The 14,080-nt window shown below is 69.1% G+C and carries 13 protein-coding genes; 7 read left to right on the forward strand and 6 right to left on the reverse strand.

The window, feature by feature from the left end; genetic code table 11:
* The first annotated feature begins 113 nt into the window (after positions 1 to 113).
* The 4 genes from DMC61_RS29980 (at position 114) to DMC61_RS29995 (ending at position 4,633) form a co-directional block, all read left to right on the forward strand.
* The gene (locus tag DMC61_RS29980) at positions 114 to 1,730 is read left to right on the forward strand and encodes a carboxylesterase/lipase family protein (RefSeq protein WP_125693307.1); all 1,617 of its coding nucleotides are present in this window, start codon (positions 114 to 116) and stop codon (positions 1,728 to 1,730) included.
* Positions 1,731 to 1,926: 196 nt separating this feature from the next.
* A complete protein-coding gene (locus DMC61_RS41245) occupies positions 1,927 to 3,582 on the forward strand; it encodes a hypothetical protein (protein ID WP_158634147.1) in 1,656 nt (551 codons plus the stop codon).
* 51 nt (positions 3,583 to 3,633) lie between these two features.
* Entirely contained in the window at positions 3,634 to 4,248 is a 615-nt protein-coding gene (locus DMC61_RS29990; RefSeq protein ID WP_125693309.1) for a CHAT domain-containing protein, read from the forward strand.
* 10 nt (positions 4,249 to 4,258) lie between these two features.
* Complete coding sequence (locus DMC61_RS29995) at positions 4,259 to 4,633, forward strand: hypothetical protein (protein WP_233595010.1); 375 nt, start codon at positions 4,259 to 4,261, stop codon at positions 4,631 to 4,633.
* Between the two features lie 13 nt (positions 4,634 to 4,646).
* Here the strand turns inward: DMC61_RS29995 and DMC61_RS30000 are convergent, their stop codons facing one another.
* From DMC61_RS30000 to DMC61_RS30020, 6 genes are all read right to left on the reverse strand, one after another.
* Positions 4,647 to 5,552, reverse strand: a complete 906-nt coding sequence (locus DMC61_RS30000; RefSeq protein WP_125693313.1) for an ornithine cyclodeaminase family protein — start codon at positions 5,550 to 5,552, stop codon at positions 4,647 to 4,649.
* Between the two features lie 12 nt (positions 5,553 to 5,564).
* On the reverse strand, positions 5,565 to 6,002 hold the full coding sequence (locus DMC61_RS30005; protein WP_125693315.1) for a DUF6389 family protein: 438 nt from the start codon (positions 6,000 to 6,002) through the stop codon (positions 5,565 to 5,567).
* Positions 6,003 to 6,018: 16 nt separating this feature from the next.
* Entirely contained in the window at positions 6,019 to 6,465 is a 447-nt protein-coding gene (locus tag DMC61_RS30010; protein WP_016334353.1) for a GreA/GreB family elongation factor, read from the reverse strand.
* Between the two features lie 90 nt (positions 6,466 to 6,555).
* The gene (locus DMC61_RS41495; protein ID WP_170064556.1) at positions 6,556 to 6,726 is read right to left on the reverse strand and encodes a hypothetical protein; all 171 of its coding nucleotides are present in this window, start codon (positions 6,724 to 6,726) and stop codon (positions 6,556 to 6,558) included.
* Positions 6,726 to 7,988: an FAD-binding oxidoreductase gene (locus tag DMC61_RS30015; RefSeq protein ID WP_125693317.1), complete on the reverse strand. Its 1,263-nt coding sequence runs from the start codon at positions 7,986 to 7,988 to the stop codon at positions 6,726 to 6,728. The genes DMC61_RS41495 and DMC61_RS30015 overlap by 1 nt, the downstream gene beginning before the upstream one ends.
* A gap of 107 nt (positions 7,989 to 8,095) precedes the next feature.
* A complete protein-coding gene (locus DMC61_RS30020; protein ID WP_125693318.1) occupies positions 8,096 to 9,631 on the reverse strand; it encodes a CdaR family transcriptional regulator in 1,536 nt (511 codons plus the stop codon).
* 173 nt (positions 9,632 to 9,804) lie between these two features.
* On the opposite strand from DMC61_RS30020, the gene DMC61_RS30025 reads away from it, so the two are divergent.
* The 3 genes from DMC61_RS30025 (at position 9,805) to DMC61_RS30035 (ending at position 14,068) form a co-directional block, all read left to right on the forward strand.
* On the forward strand, positions 9,805 to 11,373 hold the full coding sequence (locus tag DMC61_RS30025) for a discoidin domain-containing protein (RefSeq protein ID WP_125693320.1): 1,569 nt from the start codon (positions 9,805 to 9,807) through the stop codon (positions 11,371 to 11,373).
* An 88-nt stretch (positions 11,374 to 11,461) separates the two neighbouring features.
* Complete coding sequence (locus tag DMC61_RS30030) at positions 11,462 to 13,021, forward strand: discoidin domain-containing protein (protein WP_125693716.1); 1,560 nt, start codon at positions 11,462 to 11,464, stop codon at positions 13,019 to 13,021.
* A 15-nt stretch (positions 13,022 to 13,036) separates the two neighbouring features.
* Positions 13,037 to 14,068, forward strand: coding sequence for a hypothetical protein (locus DMC61_RS30035; protein ID WP_125693322.1), 1,032 nt, complete (start codon positions 13,037 to 13,039; stop codon positions 14,066 to 14,068).
* The last annotated feature ends 12 nt before the right edge of the window (positions 14,069 to 14,080 follow it).

Below are 14,080 nucleotides of genomic sequence, written 5' to 3' on the forward strand. Positions count from 1 at the left end.
CGGCGTGGCCAGACTGGAAAGATCGGGAGACGAGCGCTGTCGCCGTCGTGCCCACACCGGTAGGCCGTTCCGTGGTCGTCCCCCTCGTGCCGGGCGGGAGTGAAGGAGGACGGATGAGACTCGACCGAAAGATGGCCGCCGTCGTGGCCGCCGTCGTGCTGATGACGCCGTTGGCAGGGTCGGCGTCCATTGCCGGTGATCTACGCGAAGCGAACCCACCCTGTTCACCGGGTACCACGGTCACGACCGATGACGGCCCGGTGTGCGGTGTCGCGGGCGCCTCGGTCACGTCGTGGCAAGGGATCCGTTATGCCGCACCGCCGACGGGGGAACTGCGGTGGAAGCCGCCGCGGCGGCCGACCCCGTGGACCGAGCCGTTCGTCGCCACCACCGAGGGCACTCAGTGCGCGCAACCGGCCGGCGCGGGGCGTGGATCGGACGACGAGGACTGCCTCAACCTGACCGTCCGTGTGCCCGCCAAGCGCGGTCCCGGCCCGCTGGCGGTGATGGTGCAGCTTCACGGTGGCGGATTCCTGCTGTGGAAACCGCAGGACGCGAGTCGTCTGGTGACGGCGGGCAACGTGATCAGCGTGGAGGTCAATTACCGGCTGGGGATCTTCGGTTTCCTGGCCCACGAGGCGTTCGGCGCGCAGGCCGGCAACTACGGGTTGCAGGATCAGCAGGCCGCGTTGCGCTGGGTGCAGCGCAACATCTCGCGGTTCGGCGGCGACCCGCACAACGTCACGATCTACGGTGCCTCCGCCGGCGGATCCAGCGTCTGCGCCCATACGATCTCGCCCGCGTCGGCGGGATTGTTCCAGCGCGGTATCAGCGAAAGCGGTGAGTACAACTCGCTGCTCGGCGTCGACACCGTGTGGCAGGCGCAGGACTGCAAGGCGAAGCTGCCCACCGAGGCGCAGGCTCAGCGCGCTGGAGCCCGGTTCGCCGCCGCTGTCGGCTGCGGCGACATCGCCGAAGCGGCCGCCTGCCTGCGCAGGGCGCCTGCCGCGGTGTTGCTCAAGCAGGCGGATCACGGAAGGAATCCCGACAACGGGACGGTCGCGCCGATCGTGGACGGGAAGACCTTGCCGATGTCGCCGGGGGAGGCCTTCGCCACCGGGCGCGTCAACGACGTCGCGCTGATGCACGGGGTCGCCCGCGACGAGACCCAGCTGCCTTCCGCCTCGACTCCGGCCGACTACGAGACGCTGGTGCGCCAGCAGTACGGGAAGCACGCCGCGGCGGTCCAACGCACGTATCCGCTGGTCCGGTTCCCCGCGCCCGCCCCGTTCCTCGCCTTCCGGACCATCGTGGCCGACTCCAACTCGGTCTGCCCTTCCATGCTCAACAACCAGCGGCTGGCCCGGCACATCCCGGTCTTCGCCTATCAGATGGACGACACGGACGTCCCGCCGCAATTCTTCCTCGATCCCGCCAAACCGAACGGCGCCTATCACATCGCCGAATGGCTCCTGCTGTTCCCGGACGGCGTCGAGCTCGATCCCAATCAGCAGGTCCTTTCCGGCCAGCTCGTCGCCCAGTGGACCGGGTTCGCGCGCACCGGTGACCCGACCGTGGACGGCACTCCTCGGTGGGATCGCTACACCGATCGGAATCCCGTCGTCATGTCGCTCAACGCGGCGGGCGACAGCAGGCTCACGACCGACATCACGCGTCAGCATCATTGCGGATTCTGGAACAGGCTGACCCCGTTCGCCGAAGGGCGCTGACCGGGTCCCGGGTATCGAAGGGGTTGCCCCCGGTCGCGCTCCGCCACCGGATCCGGGCCCTGACTGGGCCGATTCGGGGGCACCACGGCGATCCAGCGCCCCCGGACGGTGGATTCGGACGGCACCTGCTGGTCTTCATCCCGGTCGCGGACCACAATCGTCCCCCTGTGCGTGCACTGACGGTGGGGAGGATCGGATGTCGCGCCCACGGGCAGCCGTCGTCGCGACGGCGGTCATCCTGCTCGCCGTCGCCCTGCCTGCGTCGGCGCAGCAGGACGTCCTCCCCGCGCAGGTTCACCCAAGCTCCGCTCACGACATCGTCAAGTACGGCGTGGCCGCCGACGAAAACTGCATGCTCTACTTCGGCGGGCAACCCAGCGCCCCGTGTTCGAGTGCGAGCCGGGGGCCACTCCGGGGCAGGCTTGAGGTCGCCTCCGGGCAGCCGCCGGGCCCCACCGAACTCCATTGCCAGCCGTGCCACCGCGTTGGTGCTTCCTCGACGTCGACTCGGAAACCACCCACCACCACGACCGGGCCGGTGACCACGAGCGAATCACCGGTCACGAGCCCGCCCACCACGTTCACGAGCCCGATCGTCGAAGAATCCTCCGCCGAGCCGACCTCGAAGTCGCCGACCGGGTACGCGCGGCGCCCGGCGGGCACGCGGATCCTCCTCGCGACCGTCACCGTGCTGGCCACCTCCGGAACGGCCCAGCCGATACCGGCACCGTCCGCGGAGAACACCACGCTCCTCGATCTTCCACGGCAGACGTGGCTCGCGATCCTCGGCGGCCTGCTGCTCGCCGCGGCCGCCCTCGCCGGGCTGCGTTTCGTCCGTCGTCGCGGCGACAAGCCGCCGCCCCCTCAGTCACCGCGCGGGCTGCCGGAACCCGGAATCCGGCCGGTTCGTGTCGGAATCTCGGATCTCACCGGAGGCCCGGCGCCGTCGGACGTTCCGTTGACTCCGGACACCGGATACGTGCTGTGGGTGGACATCGGCGAGCTGCCCGGCGCGGACACGAGCAGAGAGGTGCCTCTTGACGTAGTGGCCTTCGACAGCACCCCGGCCAAGCTACAGCCGATGGTCACGGGGTCACCGACCCGGCGCGTCAGGCTCGGCGGCGGGGACGCCGGACGTATCGTGTTCGACCTCCGCACCCCGGTGCGACCGGCGCGGAGGCGGCTGCGGGTCGGACTGTATTGCCGCGGCGTCCTTTGGCAGTCGTTCGCCGTCGATGCGGACATCGGTTGGCCGGAGGACCGTGGCGGCTGGCGAACAGAGCGGGACTATGCGGCCGGTTACGGTCTCGATCCGTCCCTTTTGGACACCGTCGCACCGCATGCCCTGAGCATCATGGTCAATCACAACACCGCCGACGAGCACGGGATCCATGTCTTCTTCGCCGACGGGGCGGTGGCGATGGCCGCGGGTATCCCCGCTGCGCATCTGGACCGGCTGCAAGCCCGCGCCCGTGACCTGTATCGGCGGCTCGAAGCGGCGCAGGGATCGATCGATTCCGCGCTCGGGGCTTTGGCTTTGCACGGCCGGAACGTCTACACCGCGATCCGGCCGAGGATCGACCCGGCGCTCGTGCGGGCCGGGCTGGATCCCGTGCCGCTGTGGCAGCGGCTCCGGGACCGGGTCCGGGTGCAGGTGATCTGGCCGGACGGCTGCGCGCAGCCCCTGCCCGCCGCGATCGTCTACGACTTCCCTCTGGCCGAGGTCGGTTCGGCCGAACTGCGTGCCTGCCGCGCGTTCTTCGACGACTTGAACGCCAGTGTCGAGCCGCGCTGCTTCGACGGGCGTTGTCTCTCGGACTCGGACACGGTGGTGTGCCCGGCCGGTTTCTAGGGATTCCGGCTTCTCCTGGGCAGCCCACCGTCGCTGGGAACGGATCGCCCGGTGCCGGATCGGCCCGCGGAAGCCGCGGATCCGCCCGCCCTCGTGCTGGGAAAGGCCATGGATCCCGCGTTCGTCCTGCGGGACAAGCATTTGCGCCGGCTCCGGGAGCTTTTGCCGGGAGTGACGTGGTACGAGGAGAACCGGCGTGCCGAGCTGCTCGCCCGGCTGCGAGCCGTGCAGCCCAGCCTGATCTACCTGTACTGCCACGGCGGCGTCGACGAAGAACAGGGCATCGGCTGGGTGGAGATAGGCGACGGCGAACGGCTGTCCGCGCGTGGCCTGCCGGACGACCTCTACCGGCTGTGGCGCTCGCGGCCGCTGGTCCTGCTCAACGGGTGCAGTACCGCCGCGCTGGGCGACAACCAGCCGAATCCGTTGACGCAGCGGCTGTTGTGGGCGGGCGCGGGCGGGATCGTCGGTACCGAGATCGACGTGGGTGAGACGACGGCGTGCCGGTTCGCCGATCATCTCGTCCCGCTGGTGCTCGGCGCGAACCGGGAACTCGGCGACGCGATCCGGGTGAGCCGTCTCGAACTCCTCCGGACCCGCAGCGTGGCGGGGCTGAGCTATCTCGCGCTGGCGCGTCCGGATCTCCGTCTGACGTTCAAGGAATGAGGAAGTGGCGATGTGGGAGTTGATCGGTGCCGGCGCTTTCGGCTTCGTGCTCGGCTGGAACCTGTACTTCGTCAACAGGTACCGGACCGGCGAGATCGGCTTGTCCGATCTCGCCGCGCTGCTCGGCGCCGTCGGCGGTGGGGCGGTACTCGCCTTGTTCCCGGCCGGGAGCCGGCTGTTCGGTGCTTACGGTGTCGGGCTCGCGGCGGGTTTCTTCGCCTATCTGGTGGTGCTGCTGATCATGGTGGCCCGCTCTGACGACTTCGGCGTCGAGTGGTTCCTGGACGGACGTCGCCGGAAACCCGCGGGCGAGGAGCACATCCCCGCCGAGACCCGTGCCTCCGGCGCGCCGATGTCCCGTGAGGACACCCGATTGCCGAGTTGACGGACCATGCCGTCTACTGCGCGAGAAGATCGGCGATCGCCCAGTCCTGGGCGGCCACCCCGACGGACTTGAAGACCGTACGGCCGCCTGACTTCACGACTCCTTCGGCCAGCGCGGATCCCAACTCGGTGAGGTCGTCCTCGGTGATGGCTCCCGACGCGAGGGCGTGGATGATCTCCCCGGATTCGTCGAGGATCGCCTCTCGTGCGTCGATGACGACGGTCGCGTCGACGAGCAGGTCGTCCGGGAGTTCCCGCATGGTGGGGCGGTACGCGCCGATGGCGTTGACGTGGGCGTGTTCGGCCAGCGATTCGAGGGAGAACAGGGGCGTGGTGGACGTCGTCGCGCAACAGACGATGTCCACGTCGCGAACGGCCTCATCTGGATCGGTGAGGACGACGGCGCCGATGCCCAACTCCGCGCCGAGTGTCTTGCCGAGCGCTTCGGCGCGTTCGAGTCCGCGGCTGACGATCCTGAGTTCGGTCAGCGGCCGGACGGTGTGCACGGCGCGGACCTGGTCGGCCGCCTGCCCGCCCGCGCCGATGAGGGTGCAGGTCTTCGCGTCCGGCGGGGCCAGCAAGTCGGTCGCGACTCCGGTGGCAGCGCCGGTGCGGATGCGGGTCACCTCGATGGCGTCGGCGACGAGCTGACGGCCGTGGCCGAGCCCGCTCCGGACGACCGTGCCGACGATGGCCGGGTTGCGGTCGAAGTCGAGGCTCAGGGTCTTGATCATCGCCGACGCGGTCGGGCGGTGGTGCGCCGACATCACGAGGAATCCGCCGTCGCGCAGCACGGTTCGCGTCGGCATTTCGAATTCGCCGCGGTGCAGGGCGAGAAAACCGTTACGTACCGCGGCGATCGCGGCGGGCATGGACACGGCGGCCCGGATCTCGTCCGGGCCCAGGGTCAGGACGTCCACGAATCCTCCTTGTCAGTATGTCCGCGGTATCCGGACTACCGAACCGTAGCCGTCCGGTGACGACACCTCGACCGGAATCGGTGGCCGCGGGTCGAACGTCCGGATCCAGACGGAGTCGAGCCACTCGACGACCGTGTCCACGATCAGGTCCGCCGAAAGCCCCCGCGGGAGCGGCGGCACATCGGGTTCCCAGCCCGTTTCATGGTGGACGACGCCGAACAGATGGCGTTGCTCGTCGATCGGTTTGTTGAGGATGTAGGAATCCGGGCCCTCGAATCGGGCCCAGACGTCGAAGGTGCCCTCGCCGTCCTGGTCGGGGAACACCTCGATCTGCACGCTCTCGACCCTGTCGCCGATCGCCTCGACGATCACTTTCAGCCGTGCGGTGACGTCGTCGGAATGAGCGTCGAGGACGCGGCGGAGTCGGCGGCGGTACTCATCTTGGTCCACACAGGACAATCTAGCGTCAGTGAGCGGTCTCCCGATGCCGCCCGTACGGCTTGGCGTCCAGCAACGTGACGTGGACCGCCCCGCCGCTCGGCACGCGATATTCCCGCCGGTCACCCGGTTTCGCGCCGTGCAGGGCGCGGCCGAGCGGGGAATCGGGGGAGTAGACCTCGAGTTCGCCATGGCCGGCCTCGTCGCGGGTGCCGAGCAGGAAGGTCTCGGTGTCGCCGTCGTCGTACCGGACGGTGAGCACCATGCCGGGCTCGGCGATCCCGTCGTCGGGCGGATCCTGCCCGACGACGGCGCCGCGCAGCATGTCCTCGATCTGCCGGATCCGTGCCTGCCGATGGGTTTTGTGCGCGATTTCGTCGTCGCCGTACCGGTCGTCGGTGCCGGGGCGCCGCAACGTCGCGAGCTCCCGCACCAGCCGAGCGTGCGCTTCCTTGGTCAGCCAAGGGCCTGACATGGTGATGATCGCCTTTCGGTGGGTACGTCTGTGGGGGCCGGGCGCGGAAAGGACCCAGCCCCCACAGACCTTCGATGAGTCCCGCTTCGGTCAGCGGGTCTCGGGTTCACGAGACCGCCGCTGGAAGGCGCCCGCGTCGGTGGCGAATCCGATCGCGGCCTTCAGTAGCAGGTCCTTCTCTGCGCGCAGCAGCGCGTTCTCGGCGCGGAGCCGGTCCACTTCGGACTGTTCGTCGGCCGGTGTTCCGTTGTCCTGGGCCATCAGCGGAGGGGATCGAAGGGACGCAGGGCCTCCGGCTGTTTGCCGGTGGTGATGTGCTCGGCCAGCAGGCGTCCGGTGATCGGGCCGTGGGTCAGTCCCCACATCCCGTGCCCGCCCGCGACGTAGAGCCCGGGTGTGCCCGTCGCGCCGATGACGTGCCGCCCGTCGGTGGTGACGGGGCGGGAACCGACCCATTCGTCGGTGCGCCGCTCCCAGTCCAGTCCGGTGAGGAACGGCCGCGCCGAGGCGATGATCGCGGCGATCCTGGCCGGATCCAGCCGCGCGTCCGGTTTCCGGAACTCCATCGTCCCGGCCACGCGGAGCCCTTCGCGGTACGGCGTGCACGCCACGCGGATGTCCGGCAGGTAGAGCGGTCCGGGCACCGGTTGGTCGGTCGGCACGGTGAAGGAGTAGCCGCGTCCGGCCCGGACCGGGACCTTGACGCCCCACTTCCGGCCAAGTCCTCCAAGCCAGGCGCCGGTCGCCAGCACGACTGCGTTGGCGTTCACGGTCTGGCCGGACTTCGAGCGCACGCTCAGCGCGTGACGGTACGCGCGCAGGGAAGCGACCTCGAACTTGTGGCGGATCGTGCCGCCCCGGCTCACCACCGATCGCGCCAGCGACTCGACGAACCGGCCCGGGTCCACGTAGCGCTGCCCGTCGATCCGGACACCGGCGCCGAGCCTGGCCGTGGCCTGGGGGAATCGTTCGGCGAGGTCGGACGCGGTGAGGCGGGTGTAGGAGATGCCCTGGCCCGCTTCCTCGATCCGCCGCAGCTCGCCGATCAGCCCGGCGGCCTGGTCGGCGGTCTCGAACGCCGCCGTGATCGGCGCTTCGATGGTCGGCGCGTCCACCCCGTTCGCGGTGAGGACGTCGAAGGCTTCCAGGCATTCGTCGTTGAGTGGTGCGTTCGCCTCGACCGCGCGGGTCCAGGAGCGGCCGGTGCAGTTCGCGGCGAACCGGGCGAGGAACGACCACAGCCGCGGATCGGGTGACGGCGGAACGTGCAGCGGGGCCTGGCGGTCCAGCAGCGTCCGCAGCCCGTAGCGCAGTACGCCGGGTTCGTTGAGCGGGATCGAGAGCCCGGGCGAGAGCCAGCCCGCGTTGCCCCACGACGCGCCCGCCGCGATGCCCGCGCGGTCGACCACCGTGACACTGACGCCGCGTTCCTGCAGGAACCACGCGGTCGACAGGCCGACCACGCCGGCCCCGATCACGATCGCCGAACGCGGGCCGCCGTCGATCCGGTCGAGATCGCCCATGAATTCCTCCGCTACGAGTGGTGCTGTCGCGGTCAGGATGGCTCGAATCCGGGCGGTGTCGATTGTCCGGATCCGACAACCTGGGCGGATCGTTTTGGCCGGAACGGTCAAGGGGCGGGTTCGGACACGGCCAGTTCGATGATCATCGCCAGCCGTTTCGCGGGCTGGTCGAGGCGCAGTTCGGTCACTTCGGCCATCTTCCGGAGCCGGTAGCGGATCGTGTTGGGGTGTACGTCCAACCGCTCGGCCGCCTCCGCGAGATCCCCCTGCGCTTCGAGCCAGGCGCGCAGCGTCGCGACGTAGCTGGTGGCGTTCGCGCTGTCGTGCCGCCGCAACTCGGTGATCGGGCCGCGGGCGGGCGCCCGGCCGGACGCGGCGGCCGCCCGCAGCCGTTGCACCAGGATGTCGTCCCAGGCCTCGTCGTAGGCGATCGCGGACTTCGTGCCGGGACGCACGCCGTGCAGCGCGAGACACTCATCGGCTTCCAGCCTGCTGGCGGGCAGCTCCGCCGACCCCGCACCGGCCCCGATGCCGGCCAGCATCGTCACCTGCCGGGGCAGTGCCTCGCGGATCGAAGCGACCCACGTCCTGGCCGCCTCGACGTCGTCCCCGGGCAGGACGGTGTAGACGGTGTTGCTGAACAGCGTGCTGCGACCCGGACGTGACCAGCCGAAACCGGTGGTCGCCCGCTCGAACGCGAGCAGCAGTGCGGCGTGGCGCTCGTCGCCGATATGGGCCTGCAGCGCGATCACCCGGAACCGCCCTGGCGGAAGCCCCAGCCTGCTGAGCACGGCCGCCGCGTCCGGTGTTCCTTCGACCAGCCGGATCACCAGATCGGATTCGACCTGCCGCTCCAGATCCGCGCTCGCCCGTGAGCGCAGCAGATGCAGGCCGACCGTGCGCGAGCTGTCCCGCAGGACCGCGCGCCGGGCGTCGGACAGCGGCCGGTCGCATTCCACCCAGATCGAGCCCAGCAGCTCGCGGCCCGCGCGGACCGCGACGACCATGCGCCCGGTGAGCCCGTGTTCGGGATCGGCCTCGACGAACAGCGGCTCGTCGGATTCGGCGAGGTGCCGGAACACGCCCCGCCGTTCGAACAGCTCGCGGACCGGCTCCGGGACGAGCCTGCCGAGGATCGTTTCCAGCCGTGCCCGGTCGGCCAGGTGCTGGCGGCTGGAGTAGGCGAGGACCCGGGACAGCCGGTCTTCGATGGTCACCGCGCTGCCGAGCGCGTCCGCCAGGCTGTCGGCGAGCGCGAACAGGTCGGTCGGCCCGCGGCCGGACTCGGTCTCGCGACCCTCCAGCACGAGGCCGTAGACCACGCCGGCGAGCTGGCCCCAGGACACGTCCGGGTCCACCAGCAGCACGGCGACGCCGCCGCGTTCCGCCCGTTCGGCGGCCTCGGGATCCGGCGACGAGCCCCGGACCAGGACGACCGAGGCCTGTGCCGCCGCGGCCAGGTCGACGGCCGCCGCGACCGAGTCCGCGCCGACCGCGAGGTACACGTCCCCGCGCAGGTCACGGGGGTCGGCGGCGTCGTGCATGACCACGTCGCGCAAGGCCACTTCGCGCGACACCGGGCAGCACCACAACCGCGCCCCGTATCCACCGAGGACGTTCACGAGCCGATCCAGCGTCACCATGGCCGCGACCCTGCCATCAAATGGTGCCGGGCACCGCCCGATCACCCGTTGACTGTGACTTTAAGGACCTTTTACACTGCGATCGTTAGGAAACTTACTTAACTAAGCGACTCCGGCTGACAGTCGCCGCCCACCGCCGGTACTCGCCGACTCCGCAACGTCGAGGAGTTCGCATGAAACGGAGAACACCCCTGGCCGGTGTCGCGGTGGCGACCCTGGCCTTGCTGGGGCAGACATTGATTTCTTCGGGTAGCACCGCGCAGGCGGAATCCCTGCTGTCGGCGGGCAAACCGACCACCACGTCGTCGGTCGAGGGCGCCGAATTCGGCGGAGCCAACGCCGTCGACGGCAACACCACGACCCGATGGGCGAGCGAGGAGATGGTCGATCCGCAGTGGATCGCCGTCGACCTCGGCGGCACCGCGACCGTCACCAAGGTCAGGCTGAACTGGGAAGTCGCCTACGCCAAGACCTACAAGATCCAGGGCTCGGCCGACGGCCGGACCTGGACCGATATCAAGTCGATCGTCGGCGGCGACGGCGGCATCGACGAGCACCTCGGCCTCAACGCCTCCGCCCGGCACATCCGCATCCACGGCACGGCCCGCGGTACGACCTACGGCTATTCGCTGTGGGAGCTGGAGGTTTACGGCGACCGCGTCGGCGGCGGCGACACGCAGGCGCCGACGGTGCCCACCGGTCTCGCCTCGACCGCCACCACCGCGGACAGCGTGACCCTCGGCTGGACCGCGTCCACCGACAATGTCGGGGTCACCGAGTACGAAGTGCTGCGTGACGGGAACGTCGTCGGAACCACCGCGACGACCTCCTACACCGACAGCGGGCTGGCGTCCGGAGTGGAGTTCGGCTACTCCGTGCGGGCACGGGACGCGGCGGGCAACGTCTCCGCGGCGAGCGCGGTCGTGAGGGCCGCGACCAAGCCCGGCGGCACCGGCCCGGTCACCCTCGCGCTCGCGGGCGACATCGCCAACCCGGAGCTCTTCTCCACGCACCAGGGGACCGCGAACCAGGTCGCCAGGATCAACCCTCAGTACGTGCTGACCGTGGGCGACAACCAGTACCACAAGGGCACGATCTCCGAGTACCGCGCGCACTACGACAAGACGTGGGGCAAGTTCAAGAGCATCACCAAACCCACGACGGGCAACCACGAATGGGACGACCAGCTCAGGGGGTACAAGGAGTACTTCGGCGCGATCGCGTACCCGCAGGGCCTGCCGTACTACAGCTACGACATCGGTGACTTCCATTTCGTCGCGATGGACTCGAACCCGATCTACACCGGCGGCGGTTCCGAGCAGGTGACCTGGCTGCGCAACGACCTGGCGAAGAACACGAAGTCCTGTGTCATCGGGTACTGGCACCACCCCCGCTTCAACTCGGGGAATTCCGGTGACAAGAAGCAGATGGCCCCGCTGTGGAACGAGCTGGCCAGGGTGAAGGCGGACTTGGTGATCACCGGGCACGACCACCATTACGAGCGGACGAAGCCGCTCGACGTCAACGGCCACATCGACGAGGCAAACGGCGTGCGCTCGGTCATCGCCGGCATCGGTGGCGACTACCTCTACACGGATTACAAGGCCCGCGAAGGGGTGGAAAAGATCCTCGCCAAGCACGGCGTCATGAAGCTGATGCTGAACGGGAAGTCCTACTCCTGGGAGATCCACGACACCAACGGGAACGTGCTCGACAAGGCGGGTCCGTACACCTGCCGCTGACGGATGGGGCCCGGTGCCGTACGCGGCATCGGGCCCGGTCCGTGTTCCACCACGACGTAGGCCCAACCAGGAGTAACAGGTGAATCGAATGGTGAAGCCGGGCACCGCCGCGATCGCGGCGATCGTCCTGCTCGCTCAGCCCGTGATCGCTTCCAGCGCCACGGCCGGACCGGTGGAATCACTGCTGTCGGTCAACAAACGGACCACGACCTCCACCGTCGAGAACGAGGGTTTCAGCGGCGCTCTCGCCGTCGACGGCGATTCGACGACCCGGTGGGCGAGCCTGGAGGGCGATCCACAGTGGATCGCGGTCGATCTCGGCGGCCCGGCGGACATCAGCCGGATCAAGATCTTCTGGGAATCGGCGCATGCGAAGGACTACCAGGTCCAGGCGTCCGACGACGGCCAGAACTGGCGGGACGTGAAGACCGTGGTGGGTAGCGACGGCGGCTTGGACGAGTTCACCGGGCTGAACACCTCCGCCAGGCACGTCCGGATCTTCGGCACGGCACGGGCGACCGTTTACGGATACTCGCTGTGGGAGCTGGAGGTCTACGGCGTCCGGACCGGCGACGGCGACATCCAGCCACCGTCGGTGCCGACCGGGCTCCGGCAGACGTCGTCCACCACTGAGAGCATCACGCTCGGCTGGGACCCGGCGAGCGACAACGTCGGGGTCGTCGAATACGAGATCCTGCGCAACGGCAACGTCATCGGCAGGTCCGCGACGACGTCCTACACCGACACGTCGCTGGCGTCGGGCTTCGACTTCCAGTACGCGGTGCGGGCGCGGGACGCGGCGGGGAACCTGTCCGGTTCGACCGCGCCGGTGAAGGCGGCCACCCGGCCGACACCGTCCGACGGCATCGTCATCGCGCTCGCCGGCGACATCGCCAAGTCGGAGCTGCCGTCCGAACACCAGCAGACGGCGGAGCTCGTCGCCAAGATCAACCCGCGGTACGTGCTCACCGTGGGCGACAACCAGTACGTCGACGGCACCATCAAAGAGTTCCGGACCTACTACGACAAGACCTGGGGCAGGTTCAAGAAGATCACCAAACCCACTCCGGGCAACCACGAGTGGAACAACGAGCTGGCGGGGTACAAGCAGTACTTCGGGAAGATCGCGACGCCGAAGGGGAAGCCGTACTACAGCTTCGACGTCGGTGACTTCCACTTCGTCGCGCTCGATTCGGACCCGGTGTACAACGGCGGCGGCGCCGAGCAGGTGGCGTGGCTGCGCAAGGACCTCGCGAAGACCAAGAAGTCCTGTGTCGCAGGGTACTGGCATCACCCACGCTTCAATTCGGGGAACTCCGGTGACGCGAAGAGCGTGGCGCCGTTGTGGAACGAGCTGGCCAGGGCGAAGGCGGACGTCGTGTTCGCCGGGCACGACCACCATTACGAGCGGACGAAGCCGCTGGACGTCAACGGTCACGTCGACGAGGCCAACGGCGTGCGCTCGGTCATCGCCGGTATCGGTGGCGACAGCCTGTACCTCGATTACAAAGCGCGCGAAGGCGTCGAGAAGATCCTGGGCAAGCACGGGGTGATGAAGCTGGTCCTCAAGGGGAAGACCTATTCCTGGGAAATCATCGGCACCAACGGCGAACTGCTCGACAAAGCGGGCCCGTACCGCTGCCGGTGACGGGGAAGGAGACGGGTGAAGCTTCCGGTGAAGTTCGTGGTGGCGCTGGCGGGTGTCGCCGCCCTCGTCGCCGCCTCGGTGGTGTACGTGGTGCAGGCCAAGGCGAACAGCCCCGAGCGGCAGGCGGCCGACGCGACGGTCGCGGTGGACACTTCGGGGCAGATCGTGCTGGGAGAGCAGGGAAGACTGCTGTTCCGCAACGGTGCGCCTGGTCCGGGGTACGGCAACGTGGCCTCGGTCCCCGTCTCCGATCCCGGCGGGCCGCGGCGGATCAGTTCGCTCACCTGCGAACGGTTCTACACCGCGGCCGCGGGCGGCCTGTGCCTGGCGAAGGAGTCCACGCCGATGGCGGGCGCGGTCGCCCGGTTCGTCGATCCCGCGCTCGGCGAGGTCAAACGCGTCGATGTGCCCGGGATCCCCAACCGCGCGAAGCTCTCACCCGGTGGCCGGATGGGCAGCTGGACCACTTTCGTCACCGGTGACTCCTACTCGACGCCCGGCACCTTCTCGACGCGTACGGCGATCATGGATCGCGAGTTGAACGAGCTGTCGAGCAACATCGAGGGCATCCCGCTGCGGATCGGGGACGTGTCCCATCGTGGCGAGGACGTCAACTACTGGGGCGTCACGTTCGCCGCGGACGAGCGGACGTTCTACGCCACGGTCGCCACCGGCGGGCGGACCTATCTGGTGCAGGGCGACAACGCCGCGTGGAACGCCCGCACGCTGCGGGAGAACGCGGAATGTCCTTCGCTGTCGCCGGACGGGAAGAAGCTCGCGTTCAAGAAGCGGGTGGCGGAGGGCGACGTCAACCCGTGGCGGGAACACGTCCTGGACTTGGCCACGATGCGCGAAACCCCGCTCGCCGAGACGCGCAGTGTGGACGACCAGGTGGTGTGGCTCGACAACGACACGATCGGGTACAGCCTGCCGCGCGGGGACGGGAAGGAAAGCGACATCTGGGCCGTGCCCGCGGACGGCAGCGGGGCGGCGCGGCTGCTGGTTCCGTTCGCTTCGTCGCCGTCGGTCGCGGGTGGTTCCCGGTAGGCAGGTGACGCG

The organism is Amycolatopsis sp. WAC 04169, assembly GCF_003947535.1.
Classification (GTDB): domain Bacteria; phylum Actinomycetota; class Actinomycetes; order Mycobacteriales; family Pseudonocardiaceae; genus Amycolatopsis; species Amycolatopsis keratiniphila.